Below are 15534 nucleotides of genomic sequence, written 5' to 3'. Positions count from 1 at the left end.
CGAGTAATAATTTTGTATACTCAGTATAACAAGTGACCAAGCAAAAATAAAGTCAAATTTCAATCAAATTTGTTATACAAAATGTATAATTTCAAATATATCTTTCGAAACATATAGTTATCAATATCTATAATTAAAAAAATTATGCCAATTGCAATAATTATCGAAAATAATAAACATTTAGTGTGTCACTTTTTCAGATTAGAACTATAATGAACTCGTAACTAAGGAGGTTGTTGAATTATGGCAGAAGTAGATCCATCAAAGATGGCTGATGCAGCCATTGCAAAAGAACCAGAAGTATTAAACCTAAAGATGAGTGAGGCTTTCGACTGGAGTGACGATAAGACAGTCGTTCGTGACGCTATTTGGGATTATTTCATGGAAAACAACGATCACGACACAGTTAAGGCCGAAGAAGCTGAAAAACCATTCTTGGATATGAAAGATGCAGATGTCCGTGACTGGATTGAGAAGAATCTCAAGAAATAAGCTAGTCTTTAAATTTAAATAGTACCAACCTTCCTTTAGAGTACGAGAAGCGTTCTCTAAAGGATTTTTTTATGCAAAAATTAATACAGAATTATCATGATATATAAAAGCCCGCCTCTGATTTCAGAAGTGGGTTTTGTGTTATTTCAAAAAGTGTTTGTAGGTATCAATGTGATTCTTCCAGTAAGGAGCATTTTGTTGATTCATTAGATCGTTGAACCAAACAAATTTTACGTAAGGTACATGTTTTGTTAACTCTTTCTTACCATTGTAGTAATCAGGGTCACTGACACGTATTAGGTTAGCGTGATAATTAGCATACATCATTGACTGATAAGTATAACCACAGACAATTAGTGTCACTAACAATACAAGATTGATCAAATAATTTTGTATTGGTAATTGATCTAAAGCGGATAGGACGAATTTCATTCCGATTAAATACATCAAAATATAAGATAAGAAATAGCCACGGCTGTTCACGGGGGAAGAAACGAATAACAATTGTCCAGCAATAACACCAGTCAATAAGTAATAGAGCCACATTTTAGGATCATCTCTGAAGAAGACCCAAATGCAATAACCGATAAAAATCATTAGTGCGATACTGACTAAACTCTCCGGTACGGCAATGCTTGCACGAACTGTTTTGTAGCCATACATCGGATTTAAATGAAAATTATTTCTGAAGAAATTGTTGATAACGATGTAATAAACCAAAAAGATAATTGAAAAGATAGAAACGGCCAATTTATTTTCTGATGAAATCTTAGTTTTGATTGCTAAGACGAAGATGGCCAAGAGAATAGCTATCAAAAGAATAAGATTGAAAGTAATCAACCAAAAGTGAGTGACTTTAGAATAAGTATCCCAAATGGTACTTAGAGTATATGAAGTTTTACGGTAAGTACTGGCCTCGTGATATCCCTTATGAGTAAACATGATAATTGCTGAACCAATTGTTCCTAAAAAATAGGTGATATGGTAACTTTTGAGGCCTTTTTTCCAATAAAAATATCCCAAAACTAATAATCCTAGGGCTAATTGGGTGATGTTCCAAACTTCATTAAATAGACCACCTGCCAAACCTAATAGTAGCAACAAAACAGAAACTATTGGAACAAATTTCTTTGCAACGCCTTTGTCGACGACGATGATATAAATCAATCCCATAACAACAGGTGGGACATAATTTACGAACCCAGCATTCCAACCTAAGATGTTATTAATGAAAGCATCTTGCATGGTGAAAATGAAGAGAAATGATAATAGAAGTGATGTGATGGTCTTTTTAGATAAGTACCAGATACACCACAAGAGCAGGGTCCAAAAGATTCCGTAAGCTAAAATGGCTACTGGCAATTTGTGCATGGTGACAATTTCCAAAAGATTTCCTAGGTAGCGACCATTACTACTACCACCATACGTGGCTTGGGGACCATAGAACATGTGATTCATTAAGTATTTCCCCATTTTACCCAACCAGAAGTAATCATCGCCAGATGGGATCACTAAGAATCGAAAGGCACAAAAGTATATAAATGATGCTCCAAACATTATTATCGTAAAGATTTTTTTGAGTGTACTATTACCACTTATTTTTTTGGACATGAGGTTGATTAGATCCTATCTATAATTATTTAAAATTTATTTACTAGATGTAAAAACATTAGAAAAATCGGATGAATATTTGTTGATTGTAAATTGTTTATACTTGTCTAGACTACGATGTTTTAAAGTAAGAACCATTGTGTTATTGATAATATGATTATCAGTACGAATATAGGGTTTAATTCGATATATCAAAGCATATTCATGTAGATTTTTCATTTTATAAACATCGATGGAAACCGTTTGGTAATTATCCCAATCAAAAGGGCCATCTTTTTGGTCAATGGCCTTTCGCGCTAGCTTAGTGAACTGTTTTTTTTGGTAATCATTCAAATGATGTGTTTTGTCATTTTCCAAAACAATCTGTTTGCCAGAGAAATAGAAGTAGGGAGCTGAATAGTAACTGCGATGAACCTGGGGAATAATAAAGGCTGCCAAAAGTAAAATTAGACAAAAGAATAGAACGACCTTATCCAGAAAATTATGTTTTTTAGCTTTAACTATGTTATCTTCCCCCTATACTGAATTCCTAGTACATTAAATGTACAAAATCAAAAATCTATTTTAAATAACGTTCCTCAATTTGATTTTCTTCGGATAATAAACTTTTTATACTAAGTCGAGTTTCAACTAGTTTATCATTTAACTTATCGCGATAGTATTGTTGTACCAGTTGTTTCATAGAATCAATTTGGTAGTCAGTACCGTCCCAATTTAATGTACCATCTTTTACGAATTTTTTTGCAACTTCATCAAAAGATTTTTGAGTCCATTTAGTATTTTTGGTATGAGTTGACCTTTTTTCTAGTTCATGTAGCACATCCATTGCCTGTCCTTCAAAGGATAATACTTGATCAACATAGATTTTTTGAAAATATGGATTAGAGATGCGATCGATTTCTTCTAAATTGGTTTCGTAATTGACACCTTTAGAAGTGAATATCTGAAATAAGCCTGGGTAAATCTCTTTGAATATGCGATCCTCAACGCTAGATTCATCGTCTCTTAAAACGTGGTCCTTCAATTTAGTGATATGTCTGACAATGACGTCATCAGGATGAAAGTCACCATTGGTTACATCGATTAGTTTTTTGAAGGTGACATTTGATTTGTAACCATAGTTATTGATGATTTTTAAAACTTTACTTTCTAAGACATCTTTAAGATCACCATAGTATAGGTAGTCACTGCTGGTATTAAGTACTGTCGATAAACGGTCCATTGTCGTTTTCTTAGGGAGTCCACGACCCTTTTCCCATTCATTAATAGTACTTTTACCACTGACACCGATAATGTCGGCCAATCCTTGCATGCTTAGATTTTTACTTTTTCGTAATTTCATCAGGCGAACACCAAAATCGGATTTTGAAATATTCATATAATTTAACATCACCAATCATTTTTGATTTAGTACTATTATTAGTACAACTAATGCACAAAAGGATAATAAAGTGGTATATAATATAATGTACAATTAGTTAATATCTAATATTATTAATAGTATTATTTTATTAAAGTGCGGAAAAAAAAGCATTTCCATAGCCCACATGACTAAGAAATGCTTCTTCCATTATTATTAGTAATAACTAATTAGAAATGTTAGTTGCAAAGTTTGGCTCGCAGGCACATGCGTTAGCAATTCTTTGATGTAGATTAATGCTAATAATTTTGAGCTTTGATTTTATATAAAAGGGCTACGAGTTAACGTAGCCCGGTACGCAATTATCATAGGATTGATTTGTCAGATGTACCAACGTTTAGTTATTTGAGGGAGTAACTTACTTAATAAACTACCGCATTTATTAAGAGTATAAGAGTCCATCTGTGACAAATACATGAATTCATGAAGGCTGTTTAAATTACTTTTTAATATTTGACTGATTCCACCCTAGAAATATATTAATGATGTAATTTTTAGCAAATGAGGATTATTATGTGCGTTCAATTCGAAATATAATAATCACGTACTTTTTTATGATAATACTAGTATAGAATATTCGCAATATTTTTATAATATGTATCAATTTTTAGCCGTATAGCCATATAAACAGTGAGTAGTTAGAATAATTTGAATTAAGAGGTGATGCCTATGGTTAAGCGCTTTAAGTTTATTCGGGATAAACGTAATGAAATGGGGTTAACCATAGAACAATTGGCTGATCGAGCTCATGTATCTCCAGATTTGATATCACGTTTGGAACGAGGTAATAGAGATGACGTGTCTCTTTCTCGTTTAGAGAGTATTTTAGACGCTTTGAATCTAAAATTAGGTGATGTCTTTGATCAAACTGAACTAGATGAGCAGAGTAACCAATTTGTACAGGCTTTTTATTTAATGGATAGTGAAAAGAAAAAGCAGTACGCAAAAGTCTTTATGGAGATTATAGACTTGAATAGTTGATTCAAGTCTTTTTTTATATTTTAATCTATTGGCTATGGAGTCCATTGGGAATTATCGCCACCATCAGGAGCAGCCATATTTGAATATTTACCAGTAAGATTTCCATTTACATCGTAAAAGTCACCATTGGGTTTAACCACTGTTACAATTGGGTTATTTAAATTGTTCAAATAGACGTGATAACCATCTGGCTTAGCCTCAACACTAAATGATGCGGGAGAAGCCCCACCATTGGCATGTGCAACTAAACTTCTAGCTTGATCTGCAGTAGTGATAACTGCGGCTACCTGCTGATTTGTAGTTGCTTGTTGATTGTTGTTAGAAGTAGCTGTGCTTTGGCTTTGACCCTGATTAGTGTTTTGAGTTTGTTTTGAACTCTGCTGGTTATTTGAATTTGATGTTGTATTTTGGTTGTTAGTGGAAGAATTTGTTTGTTGATTTTGTTGTGTCTCATCATTGTTGGAAGTAGATGCTTCCTTTTTTGATGAGGCCTTTTTTTTCGAAACTTTTTTCTTAGAAGAACTCTTCCTGGCTTTTTTATGTGATTCTGTTTTGACAGTTGAATCTTTTGAGCCAGCGGAATTTTGACTATTGTTAGAACAACCTCCAAGTGCTAATACGGATGCTACCAATAAAAGACTACTCAATATTTTGAGGGTAGTATGTTTCATGTTGTTATTTCTCCCTATATCCAAATTTTGAAATAAATCTTAATACCGATTTCATTGATCACCACCTTAATCCGTACAATTCATTATTTTATAGTCGACACAGAATATTAGCAACAAAATCTATTTTTAATAGATTTATTGCCACGATGTAAATCTAATAAAAAGCCCCTTAGCTGGAAGCTCTACGAGACTGTCTGGATATATGCAAAGATGAATAGTACTCATATCGTCTTTGTAATAATTCTGTAACATTATTGTAGCATTTATGTAACAATTAGCAATATCAAATCAAAAATTATTAATTCTGTACGCAAAAAAAGGGCCTCCATTCTTTTGGAGGCCCACTATATCAGGGAGGTAATTATATTTAGTTTATATTATAAGTTAGTATCCAATATTCTTGTTTACCAAGTACTATATTAGATTATAAATGTGAAGAAAATGTGAAATATACAAATATTAATATAATTGTTCCGATTATTGTGTAACAGATGTTGCAAATTCAGGCTCACTACTTACATTATTTCCAGCGTCATTTTGATTTAAATGCATATTTGAACTTTGTGCCCATTCATTAGTTGATACTTGATAGAAGGTATGACCGTATTTATTTTGAACCATTTGGCCAATTTTCCAGTTAGATCCTTCAGGTAATTGACGGTCTGAGAAAGAGTCCATTGAAGTATCATATAAATCAGCGGGACCATTAACAACAGTACCAACTACTGGTTGCTGTTGTTGTGTGGTAGTTGAAGCAGCATTGGTTGTAGCGTTATTTGTAGTGTAACTTTGATTAGGTTCAGTCACTTGAATGTTCAAGTCATTAGCAGCGACCCATTCATTAGTAGCAACTTGCAAATAAACATTTCCATTAACATTTATGGATGCACCAAGTTTCCAATTAGTTCCAGCTGGTAAAGTTACCCCAGTAATAGCTTGGCCTTGACTGTTAACTACAGCAGAAGCCCACTTTGTCGTTCCAACTTTAGTGGCGTTAACATCAATTTGGTTGCTAGTGTCTGAACTAAGATTAGTTACTTGATGGGATGAATTACTGATATCAATGCTATCAGCAGCAATCCACTCGTTAGTAGCAACTTGATAATAAGTAATGCCATTGATTTGAGTTGAAGGACCAAGTTTCCAAGAGCTGAAGTTAGGAAGATAAGTACTTGTAATAGTTTGACCCTGGTTGTTAACCAGAATACCGCTACCACGACGAACAGTACCAATCAATCCGCTTTCTGTTGATGTTTCTGCCGCACTCACGTCTTGAGGCGACAAATTAGACAGAACAGTTGGGGCAATTAATAATGCCAGTGCTGAGCCGAGTAGAACTTTATTCTTTTTCATCTTTTAAACCTCCTCGTCTTATTTTGCGGTTCATAGTAAACCTATAATGCAATCAGATTTTAATCAATACGTTTAAAAAACTGTTAAGAGAAACGTTACGTTTTCTTTAGAATTAGCTCAATATTTTTGTAATATATTTGAAATAAATGAATTTATATATAGAAAAAAAGAGTGATGCCGACTTGATATATCGGTGTCACTCCTTTTTTATAACCATATTTCTTGGAAATCAATGTGCTAGAACTTTTTTATTGAATCTTACCATCAGATTCTTTAACGGTTGAACGTCCATCTTTAGCAGCGTTCTTAATAGCACGAACAATATCATTGTCACTCCAGGCATCAACGTTCTTAACACCAGAGTCAGTTAATTGTTGTCTAGCTTTGGCGATGTCGGAATCAGTAATGGTTTTACCATCGACTTCTTTCTTTTCAACATCGAAGTCGCCACCTTTAGCAGCTGGATTATTGCTTTGGTCGCTTGATGAGTCAGCACTACTATTATCAGTAGAATTGTTGTTGTCAGTTGTAGTTGTTGTAGAACTATCATTATTAGTATTACTGTCAGTATCGGTACTATCTTTAGTATCAGTAGGTAATGACTTAAGCAGAGTATTGGCTTGTGTGTAAAGATCTGAATAATACTTACCCTTAATACCCTTGAATGTTGTGATTTGTTCTAGTAAAGCTTTAGCTTGATCATTAGCACCTTGTTTGATTAATTCTTTAGCGTTTTTGATATCAGCCTTGAAGTTACTACGATTGAATTGAATCTTCTTTACTTGTTTAGTCAATTTCTTAGCTCTGGAAACCATCTTCTTGTTTCCGTTATCTTGATCCGTAACCTTATTCAAAGCTGATCTGGCAGAATCAAACTTACGTTGGTTCATAAATCTCTTCGCCTTGACCAAGTTTTGAGCTTGGATCTTTGAGTCATGTGCTTTGTCAGTTTTTTTCGCCTTAATTGCTGAATCAAAGTGATCAGCGGCCTTTGAATATTCTTTATCGTCTACGGCATCGTTACCTTTAGTCATTTCTGTCTTGTAAGTATCACTACTATTATTAGACTTAGATGCTGAAGAGTTGCCGTTACTGCAGCCAGCTAGCAATAGTGCTACCCCTGTTGTTGCTAGTAATAAAGCTTTTTTCATTTTTGAAATTCCTCCATATAAGTGCTGGTTGAATTATAACATGTTGAGAAAAATTTCAAAAAAAATTTCCGCTTTGGATACTTTCAACCGTTACTATCTGTGTAAGTTACTTAAACCGGCCGATTAGTTCTTACAAAATATAAAAAAGAGGTAATTAATAATGTGGAAGAAAACAGCAATCGTCGTAACAATGGCAAACGAAAAGTATCCAAAAGGTAAGAGAGCAATTAACTTTAATAATATAGTAGAAAACCCAACTCAAGAACAAATTGATCTCCTCACGCAAGGACTAGTTCTACTATCAGATGGCGATGCACTTTATGGAACAGAAGTAATTAAACACAATACAATGGATGCAGAATAGGGGCGTAAATTATGAAAAGATTACAATTGAAATTTAAAACAGCAGATGGCCACAGTAAGAATTTAGTTTTGAGTTATGTTAAAGCTGATTTAGATCCAGAAACAGTCAAGACAGCGATGGACAAAATTAGTGCCAGTAAGCTATTTGAAAAAGGTGCTATTCAACTTTATCAAGAAATCACTGGTGCCAAATATGTTGAACGTGTTGAAAACAAAGTATTCTAAGCCTTTTCAGATTTTAGTAAAAATTATTAAAATATTTAAGGTATAAACCTTGAGCCTACGTCTTATTTAGAATAGAATAAAAGTAGGCTCTTTTGGGTTAACAAAATTAATCTAGTCATTGTTTAAACGTTAATTACATGACAATTAGAGTTTTTTTCTTGGAAAAAATTTGATTTTGACTGTAAATGTGTATGGAATGTTACAAAATCGTGATATTTAATACAGAAATGTTACAAAAACAGTGACTTTTTAAATTTCAGTTGATTCACAAGCCGGAGTTTCATATAATGGTTGTCAGTGGGATAGCCCACGACAATTAAAAATAATAAATTCTTGTAGTCCAGGGGAGGATTAACATTGAAAAAATCTATTAAATATGCAGGAATCGCTGCTGCTACACTTCTAGCTGTTGCACCAGTTGCTGCTCCTGTTGTTTCAACTACTGCACAAGCTGCTGTTACATCAGTTGCTACAGACCAATCAAAACAAAATGATGCTGTTACAGCATTTGGTAACCAATTTGCTGACGTTACTGCTAAGAGTATCGTTGACGGTGGCAAGAGTATTACTCTTGGTTCACAAAAGTTATCAGACTTTGCTACTAACAATGCTGATTTGATTAAGACTGCTGCTACTCTTGAAAATATGAACGATCTAATTGGTAGCGGTGCTACTGTTACTGTTTCTGCTAAGTATGGTTCAACATCAATTAACCAAGCTGATCTTACAAAGATCTTGGCTGATGAAACATATCCAGCAGTTGAATTTACAATTACTTTGAACTACAACAACTTGAATGATCAAGCTGTTTCAAAGACATATACTGTTAAAGCTACTAGAACAACAACTGACAACAATGCTAACGAATTGAAGACAGTTAATGCTAAGTTCACAACACCTGTTTCAGTTGCTTTGGACTCAACAACAACAAGTACACAATTGACAGCTACAACTGACATTCATTTGACAGACCAAAATGGTGATGGTGTTGTTGCAGGTACTGTTAAGGCAGATACTAACTATTACAACACATATGCAGATGCTATGAATGGTAACACTACTTCAGCTACTAATACTGTTGTAAACAACAAGTTTACTAAGGCTGGAACATATTACCAAGCAATTTCATTTACTGCTGGTAATGGTTCATCATTAGCTACATTTATTAGTAACTATACACAAGACCCATCATCATACACTGTATATGTAAATGGTGCTAAAGCATCAGCTGGTTATGACTTCAAGGCAAGTACTGACAACACAACACTTACATTTGTTCGTGCAATCAACGTTTCAAACACAACTGATAACTGGACAACAACAGATACTACAGGTGTTGTTACAACAAAATCTGCAAGCAAGTACTACACACTAAAGAACGATGACAATGCTACAATTGCTAACCGTGCTTTAGGTGCAAACACACCTTGGAGAACTGACAAAGTTCGTACAAACCAAGACGGTGTAAAACAATACCGTGTTGCTACTGGCGAATGGATCGATGCTGACAATGTTGTTTACTCAAACGGTGACAACAACAACAGTAACAATGGTTCAGGCTTGACAGATATCAAGACTGTTTCAGGTGTTGCTACTTTGACAAAAGCCAAGGGTTACTTCATGGCATTGTTCAACGATGAAGGAAAGGCTTATGATAACAAATATCTTGGCTCACCTTCAGCATGGAGAGTAGACAGAACTGCTAAGGGTGCCGATGGTAATACTTACTACCGTGTTGCTACTAGCGAATGGCTACAAGCCGGTGAAGGCGTTTCATTCAAATAATTTTTAATTATTGAATATTAAGAGAACTCGCATATGCGAGTTCTTTTTTTATGCCATTTTTAGAAAACGGTTGCATGTACTCCTCAGTATTATAAAATTAATATATTAACAATTTTATCGACAATGGGGGGCATAATTGTGGAATCGAAATATGAGGTATTAACGAAATTAAATGATTTGAATTACAGTCACTCGTTGCCAATTAATACTAGTGATCTATCTCAACAGGTTAATCTTAGTCGTTCGGTTACTAGTCATTACTTGAATCAATTACTAGAAGATGGATTGGTAGTTAAACTAGAAGGTCGGCCGGTTTTGTGGAATTTAACTGAATCGAAAAATAATAAAAAAATTTTACCGTTCAATGATTTTATCGGATCGAATGGTAGTTTGAAAAATGTTGTTTCTCAATGTGAGGCAGCGGTAAATTATCCGCCCAATGGATTGAGCATTATCATTACGGGAAATAGTGGTGTCGGAAAGAGTTTCTTAGCCAAACAAATCTATAATTATGCAGTTACTTCAAAATCAATCTCTAGCAATGCACCATTTCTAACTTTGAATTGTGCTGATTATGCTAATAATCCGGAATTACTTTCGAGTATTCTATTTGGATATGTCCGAGGAGCCTTCACAGGTGCTAATGATGACAAAAGTGGTTTGTTGGAACAAGCTGATGGTGGTTATCTCTTCCTCGATGAAGTCCATCGCTTATCAAGTGAGAACCAGGAGAAACTTTTCAGTTTTATCGATAGTGGTTCTTTCATGCGAATGGGTGAAAATAAGCAGACTAAGACTTCAAAGGTTCGTTTCTTGTTTGCCACTACGGAAAAAACAGACGACGTTTTACTGGAAACTTTCCGTCGACGAATTTCAATTGCGGTTCATTTACCGGATTACCATAATCGACCAAGAAATGAACGTTTAAGTTTAATCTATTCTATTTTTTATCATGAAGCACAAAAGATGCAAAAGCCATTAAGAATTGATGATGGGGTAATTGAGTCACTGATCAATTTGAAGTCAGATGGAAATATTGGAAGATTGAAGAATATTATCCGAGTTAGTTGTGCCAATGCCTATAAAGATCAAAAGCTTAACGATGAAATTAAGATTCAATCTGATTCGGTTATTCTTAAACAGAAATCCTCCGATACAGGTAATTTCGTAGATATAGATCCAACACATCAATATAATTTTTCCGAAGTTTCGATTGGTGATTCGTATCAGAAGAAAATAGAGAAGATTATCAACGATTTGAGTTCTTCAGACGTTAATTCATTCCAATTTCAAAGTAAGAATGCCATTCACGATATTGAAAAGCTGGAACAGTCGGTGAAAATAAATGAATTGGATCAACCAACTTTTCTGAAATTTCAAAAACAAATGGAGAAGGTAATTGGACGTCGCTTTGGTATTAAGGAGATTGCTGATATCAGTTCAATTATTTTCAAGCTGTATCGTTCTAATTTTACTTTGCCTGTGGAAAACTTGGATAAACTTGATAAAAAATTACAGAGTCTTTGCCCACGTTCAGTTCATGTAGCTGATTGTTTCTTTAGAAGTCTTCATTATCGGTTAACGACAAAGTATCATTCATTAGGTATTGTATTGTCAATTTTGTTGAGTGATCACGTTGACGAATCGATAAAGTTGAGAGGCTTGTTATTGGCGCATGGGGAATATACTGCTACTAGTATTCAAGCAGTAGTCAATCAGCTCTGTGGCAATTATATTTTTGATGCAATCGATATGCCAATCGATACGGGATTGGCTGATATTGTTCAGAAAACTAAGACGTTGTTCGATTCTTACGATACTTCGAACGGTACAGTGATGATTGTTGATATGGGTTCACTCAATCAGCTTTATTCGGAAATTAAGAATCATCTTAATGGTGATTTATTGGTGGTTGATAATCTAACCACAGCAACAGCTTTGGATGTGGCTTTGAAAATTCAAAGTAAGGAAAAATTTAAAGCAATCGCGGCCGCCGCTGAAAATGAATACGAGATTCATAGTCAGTATTATTCTGGCTATTCGAATAAGAAGAACATTATCATTTCTTGTATCTCTGGTTTGGGAATATCGGAGAAAATCAAAGAGACAATGTTGCCTTATTTTCCCAAGGACATTCAAATCAATACGCTTGATTACTACGATTTGAAGAAGAATATCCATCAAAATGACAATCATTATTTTGATACGACTCTGTTTGTTTTGACAACGACTAGTTTGCCGGATGATTTCATTATTCCTAATATCAATATTTATGATTTGTTGGATGCTAAAGGTGAACAGAAGTTGACTAAATTATTGACGCCTTATTTAAAAGCCGATGCGATTGATGATTTGAATCAGGAGTTATTACGTTTCTTCTCGATTGAAGGAGTCAGTGAGCGTTTGAGTTTCTTGAATCCTAAGATCATCATCAAAGAAGTTGAAACAGTAATTTATAAGTATGAGAGTTACTACAATCTTAAATTGGATGGGAAAGTTAAACTTAATCTTTATATGCATATTGCTTTGATGATCGAACGTTTAATGATTCGTAAATCACAAAAAATGCCAGAGATTAAACCAACTGAAGATGAACAAGAGTTTATTTCGATTTCCAAGAGTATCTTCCAACCTTTGGAATTAAAGTACAATGTGGAAGTTAATGACTATGAATTATCACTGATGTATGAAGTGTTCAAGCAACTGTTTTAGTGTTCAAAATAAAAGAGAGCTAGTGTTTAACGTTAAACACTAGCTCTCTTTTTGTCGTCAGAATAGGCTTTTTAAAAGTTGGCATGAAACTTGCTTATATAAAGGTGAAGACAATGCAAGGAGTAAGGGGATATGAATAAAATTTTAATCGCGAGTCATGGTCATTTAGCCAGTGGCGTTCAGAGTTCATTGGAAATATTAACAGGTATGGGAAATAAGGTCACAGTAATCGATGCTTATGTTGATGATCATGACTATGTACCAGATATTAAAAAGTTCATTGACGGGCTAGATGGTCAAACGGGAATTATTTTCACTGATTTATTTGGAGGAAGTGTAAATCAAAAGGTCATGCTTGAAGTTGCTGACCACGAAAATGTTTTTGTGATTACTGGCACAAATTTACCAATTGTTTTGTCAGTCGTTTTGGAAAATGAGGCAATAACCAAAACAAAACTGGAAGAATTGATTGCAGCTAGCCAAGTACAGTTAGTTGAAGAACCAAAAGATGATACAGATTTATCAGATGACAGTTTTTTAGAATAATTGGAGGAAGAAATTATGATTGCACAATTAAGAGTAGATGATCGTTTAATTCACGGACAGGTAGCCCTAGTTTGGACTAAAGAATTGGATACACCAGGAATCGTCGTTGCTAACGACAATGCAGCTAGTAACGAAATGGTTCAAATGACTTTGAAGATGGCTACACCAACAGGTAAAAAACTTTTGATTAGATCAGTTGATGATGCCATTAAAGTTTTCAACAATCCCAAGGGTAAAGGAATGCGTATGTTTGCTTTAACTAACAACGTAGCCGATGCCTTGAAGATTGCTCAAAATGTTTCTGATATTGATGGTATTAATGTAGCAAACGTTGGTCGTTTCGCTGATAAATCAGAAGGTGAAACTCATCAAGTTGGTAGTACGTTGATGTTAAGTGACAAGGAATTGGCAGCTTTGAAAGAATTAACTAAATTAGATGTTCCAGTCTTTCAACAAGTTGTTCCAAGTAATCCTAAGTCTTCAATTGCTTCAATGCTTAAAAATAAATAAGGCCTGAGGGGGAAATAATTATGTATAGAGAAGCGTTTTTAGCCGCTTTGACCGTTTTCGTTTGTTACGGTGGAAATTGGCTATTCGGTCAAACAATGATTGAACGTCCACTTGTTGTTGGATGTATTGCCGGTATTATTTTTGGAGATATGCGTGCCGGAATTATCATGGGGGCTTCACTGGAAGCTATCTTCATGGGAGCTGTTGATATCGGTGGTGCTTTATCAGCCGAACCAGTTACCGCTACAGTTTTAGCCACAACATTCTCAATTGTATTGAATGTTAATGAAAAAGCTGCCTTGGCATTGGCTGTGCCTATTGGAGTTTTAGCCGCTTTTATTTCTATGTTTATGAAGAACGTCGTAATGAACTTATTCGCACCACTTGTTGATAAATATGCTAAGGATAACAATCCTCGTGCTATGGCAATCATGCATTATTCAATGTGGTTTATTAATTACTTTGTATTCTCACTAATTACATTTTTCAGTGTTCTTGAAGGAGCAAAACCAGTTCAACATATGATCAATAGTATTCCTGATAATTTGATGGCTGGACTTTCAGCTACTGGGGGACTATTACCAGCTGTCGGATTCGCTATTTTGATGAGAATGCTTTGGAGTAAGAAGTTAGCTCCATACTTCTTCTTAGGCTTTATTATGGTTGCTTACCTCAATTTACCATCCGTTGCTGTTGCAGCTTTAGGTATCATCTTAGTTCTAGTAATTAGTTTCAAAGACAAACAATTATTAGATATGGAGAACAAACAAAAAGAATTAGAGAAGAGACCAGTGGCTGCTGCCGGAACTGGGGCTTCTAACAACGAAACAGCTGAGGAACAAGAAGAGGAGGATTTTTTCTCATGAAATTAAATGAAAACATTTCAAAAGAAGATCGAAAGATGCTAAATGGTATCTTCTGGCGTTCATTTACCGTTTTTGCCAGTCGTGCCGGTGCTACAAAAGCTCATGCTCCCGGGTTTATTTACTCAATCACACCTGCTTTGAATCGTTACTACAAAGATGATCCTGAAGGCAGACGTGAAGCCATGATGCGTCACACAACTTGGTATAACATCACTCAAAACGTTGGTACTTTCGTTATGGGATTAGTTGCTTCCATGGAAAAGAAGAATGCACAAGAAAAAGACTTTGATGCAGAATCAATCGTTGCCTTGAAGACTTCCTTGATGGGTCCACTATCAGGTATTGGCGATTCAATTTTCTGGGGTGTTATCCGTGTTATCGCCGCCGGTGTTGGTATCAGTTTAGCTGCACAAGGTTCAATCTTAGGACCAATTTTGTTCCTATTGATCTACAATATTCCTTCAATTTTAACGAGATATTATTTAACATACATGGGCTTCTCATTAGGTTCATCCTTTATTGAAAAAATTTATGCTAACGGAAGTATGAAGATTTTGAATAAGGCCGCAAGTACATTGGGTCTTCTAATGATTGGTAGTATGACTGCAAGTATGGTCAAGTTTGAAAGTAAGTTGTCTGTTCCTATTGCTGGTGGCAAGCCAATCTTGATTCAAACTTATTTAGATCAACTATTCAAAGGCTTGATTCCATTGAGTATTACACTTCTTTGCTACTGGTTATTGAGCAAGAAAGTTAACGTTAACTGGATTCTATTAGGCGTCTTAGTTCTGGCTATTATCCTAGGACTACTTGGTGTTGTTTAGTTGACGACTCAATTGGATGCCATC

General features: G+C 34.8%; 16 protein-coding genes. 10 read left to right on the top strand and 6 right to left on the bottom strand.

The window, feature by feature from the left end; all coding sequences use genetic code 11:
* The first annotated feature begins 243 nt into the window (after positions 1–243).
* Positions 244–492, top strand: coding sequence for a P8 family protein (locus tag ATN92_RS12015; RefSeq protein ID WP_025086369.1), 249 nt, complete (start codon positions 244–246; stop codon positions 490–492).
* Between the two features lie 141 nt (positions 493–633).
* Here ATN92_RS12015 and ATN92_RS12010 read toward each other — a convergent pair whose 3' ends face one another.
* From ATN92_RS12010 to ATN92_RS12000, 3 genes are all read right to left on the bottom strand, one after another.
* Positions 634–1950, bottom strand: a complete 1317-nt coding sequence (locus ATN92_RS12010; protein WP_056953369.1) for a hypothetical protein — start codon at positions 1948–1950, stop codon at positions 634–636.
* Between the two features lie 189 nt (positions 1951–2139).
* Positions 2140–2541, bottom strand: coding sequence for a hypothetical protein (locus ATN92_RS12005; RefSeq protein ID WP_056953371.1), 402 nt, complete (start codon positions 2539–2541; stop codon positions 2140–2142).
* A 121-nt stretch (positions 2542–2662) separates the two neighbouring features.
* A complete protein-coding gene (locus ATN92_RS12000; protein WP_158106626.1) occupies positions 2663–3445 on the bottom strand; it encodes a helix-turn-helix domain-containing protein in 783 nt (260 codons plus the stop codon).
* A 747-nt stretch (positions 3446–4192) separates the two neighbouring features.
* Here ATN92_RS12000 and ATN92_RS11995 point away from each other — a divergent pair.
* The gene (locus tag ATN92_RS11995; RefSeq protein ID WP_054643565.1) at positions 4193–4504 is read left to right on the top strand and encodes a helix-turn-helix domain-containing protein; all 312 of its coding nucleotides are present in this window, start codon (positions 4193–4195) and stop codon (positions 4502–4504) included.
* Positions 4505–4536: 32 nt separating this feature from the next.
* Here ATN92_RS11995 and ATN92_RS11990 read toward each other — a convergent pair whose 3' ends face one another.
* The 3 genes from ATN92_RS11990 to ATN92_RS11980 all read right to left on the bottom strand — a co-directional run bounded on the left by ATN92_RS11990 (position 4537) and on the right by ATN92_RS11980 (position 7679).
* Positions 4537–5175 (bottom strand): hypothetical protein, encoded by a 639-nt coding sequence (locus tag ATN92_RS11990; RefSeq protein WP_056953375.1) that lies wholly within the window; start codon positions 5173–5175, stop codon positions 4537–4539.
* Between the two features lie 477 nt (positions 5176–5652).
* On the bottom strand, positions 5653–6528 hold the full coding sequence (locus tag ATN92_RS11985; protein WP_025086344.1) for an SLAP domain-containing protein: 876 nt from the start codon (positions 6526–6528) through the stop codon (positions 5653–5655).
* A 248-nt stretch (positions 6529–6776) separates the two neighbouring features.
* Positions 6777–7679, bottom strand: coding sequence for a hypothetical protein (locus ATN92_RS11980; protein WP_056953377.1), 903 nt, complete (start codon positions 7677–7679; stop codon positions 6777–6779).
* Positions 7680–7839: 160 nt separating this feature from the next.
* On the opposite strand from ATN92_RS11980, the gene ATN92_RS11975 reads away from it, so the two are divergent.
* The 8 genes from ATN92_RS11975 to ATN92_RS11940 all read left to right on the top strand — a co-directional run bounded on the left by ATN92_RS11975 (position 7840) and on the right by ATN92_RS11940 (position 15510).
* Entirely contained in the window at positions 7840–8043 is a 204-nt protein-coding gene (locus ATN92_RS11975) for a hypothetical protein (RefSeq protein WP_056953378.1), read from the top strand.
* Between the two features lie 11 nt (positions 8044–8054).
* Positions 8055–8267 carry a DUF2922 domain-containing protein gene (locus tag ATN92_RS11970; protein WP_025085390.1) on the top strand — a complete coding sequence of 71 codons (213 nt, stop codon included), beginning with the start codon at positions 8055–8057 and terminating at the stop codon, positions 8265–8267.
* A 357-nt stretch (positions 8268–8624) separates the two neighbouring features.
* The gene (locus ATN92_RS11965) at positions 8625–10052 is read left to right on the top strand and encodes a hypothetical protein (protein WP_056953380.1); all 1428 of its coding nucleotides are present in this window, start codon (positions 8625–8627) and stop codon (positions 10050–10052) included.
* 138 nt (positions 10053–10190) lie between these two features.
* Complete coding sequence (locus ATN92_RS11960) at positions 10191–12764, top strand: sigma 54-interacting transcriptional regulator (protein ID WP_056953382.1); 2574 nt, start codon at positions 10191–10193, stop codon at positions 12762–12764.
* Between the two features lie 132 nt (positions 12765–12896).
* Positions 12897–13310: a PTS sugar transporter subunit IIA gene (locus tag ATN92_RS11955; protein WP_056953384.1), complete on the top strand. Its 414-nt coding sequence runs from the start codon at positions 12897–12899 to the stop codon at positions 13308–13310.
* Positions 13311–13325: 15 nt separating this feature from the next.
* Positions 13326–13820 carry a PTS sugar transporter subunit IIB gene (locus ATN92_RS11950; RefSeq protein WP_056953386.1) on the top strand — a complete coding sequence of 165 codons (495 nt, stop codon included), beginning with the start codon at positions 13326–13328 and terminating at the stop codon, positions 13818–13820.
* Between the two features lie 20 nt (positions 13821–13840).
* A complete protein-coding gene (locus ATN92_RS11945; RefSeq protein ID WP_056953388.1) occupies positions 13841–14686 on the top strand; it encodes a PTS mannose/fructose/sorbose/N-acetylgalactosamine transporter subunit IIC in 846 nt (281 codons plus the stop codon).
* Positions 14683–15510 (top strand): PTS system mannose/fructose/sorbose family transporter subunit IID, encoded by an 828-nt coding sequence (locus ATN92_RS11940; protein ID WP_054643577.1) that lies wholly within the window; start codon positions 14683–14685, stop codon positions 15508–15510. The genes ATN92_RS11945 and ATN92_RS11940 overlap by 4 nt, the downstream gene beginning before the upstream one ends.
* Positions 15511–15534 lie beyond the last annotated feature (24 nt).

This window comes from Companilactobacillus bobalius, from assembly GCF_009764355.1.
Note: the sequence above shows the minus strand (reverse complement) of the source record. Positions and strands in the feature narration are given on the sequence as shown.

Bases quoted from the DNA above. Each gene is read 5' to 3' on its own strand.
- ATN92_RS12015 (WP_025086369.1), top strand. From the start codon at position 244: ATGGCAGAAGTAGATCCATCAAAGATGGCTGATGCAGCCATTGCAAAA.
- ATN92_RS12010 (WP_056953369.1), bottom strand. From the start codon at position 1,950: ATGAATCACATGTTCTATGGTCCCCAAGCCACGTATGGTGGTAGTAGT.
- ATN92_RS12000 (WP_158106626.1), bottom strand. From the start codon at position 3,445: ATGAAATTACGAAAAAGTAAAAATCTAAGCATGCAAGGATTGGCCGAC.
- ATN92_RS11995 (WP_054643565.1), top strand. From the start codon at position 4,193: ATGGTTAAGCGCTTTAAGTTTATTCGGGATAAACGTAATGAAATGGGG.
- ATN92_RS11990 (WP_056953375.1), bottom strand. From the start codon at position 5,175: ATGAAACATACTACCCTCAAAATATTGAGTAGTCTTTTATTGGTAGCA.
- ATN92_RS11985 (WP_025086344.1), bottom strand. From the start codon at position 6,528: ATGAAAAAGAATAAAGTTCTACTCGGCTCAGCACTGGCATTATTAATT.
- ATN92_RS11980 (WP_056953377.1), bottom strand. From the start codon at position 7,679: ATGAAAAAAGCTTTATTACTAGCAACAACAGGGGTAGCACTATTGCTA.
- ATN92_RS11975 (WP_056953378.1), top strand. From the start codon at position 7,840: ATGTGGAAGAAAACAGCAATCGTCGTAACAATGGCAAACGAAAAGTAT.
- ATN92_RS11970 (WP_025085390.1), top strand. From the start codon at position 8,055: ATGAAAAGATTACAATTGAAATTTAAAACAGCAGATGGCCACAGTAAG.
- ATN92_RS11955 (WP_056953384.1), top strand. From the start codon at position 12,897: ATGAATAAAATTTTAATCGCGAGTCATGGTCATTTAGCCAGTGGCGTT.
- ATN92_RS11950 (WP_056953386.1), top strand. From the start codon at position 13,326: ATGATTGCACAATTAAGAGTAGATGATCGTTTAATTCACGGACAGGTA.
- ATN92_RS11945 (WP_056953388.1), top strand. From the start codon at position 13,841: ATGTATAGAGAAGCGTTTTTAGCCGCTTTGACCGTTTTCGTTTGTTAC.
- ATN92_RS11940 (WP_054643577.1), top strand. From the start codon at position 14,683: ATGAAATTAAATGAAAACATTTCAAAAGAAGATCGAAAGATGCTAAAT.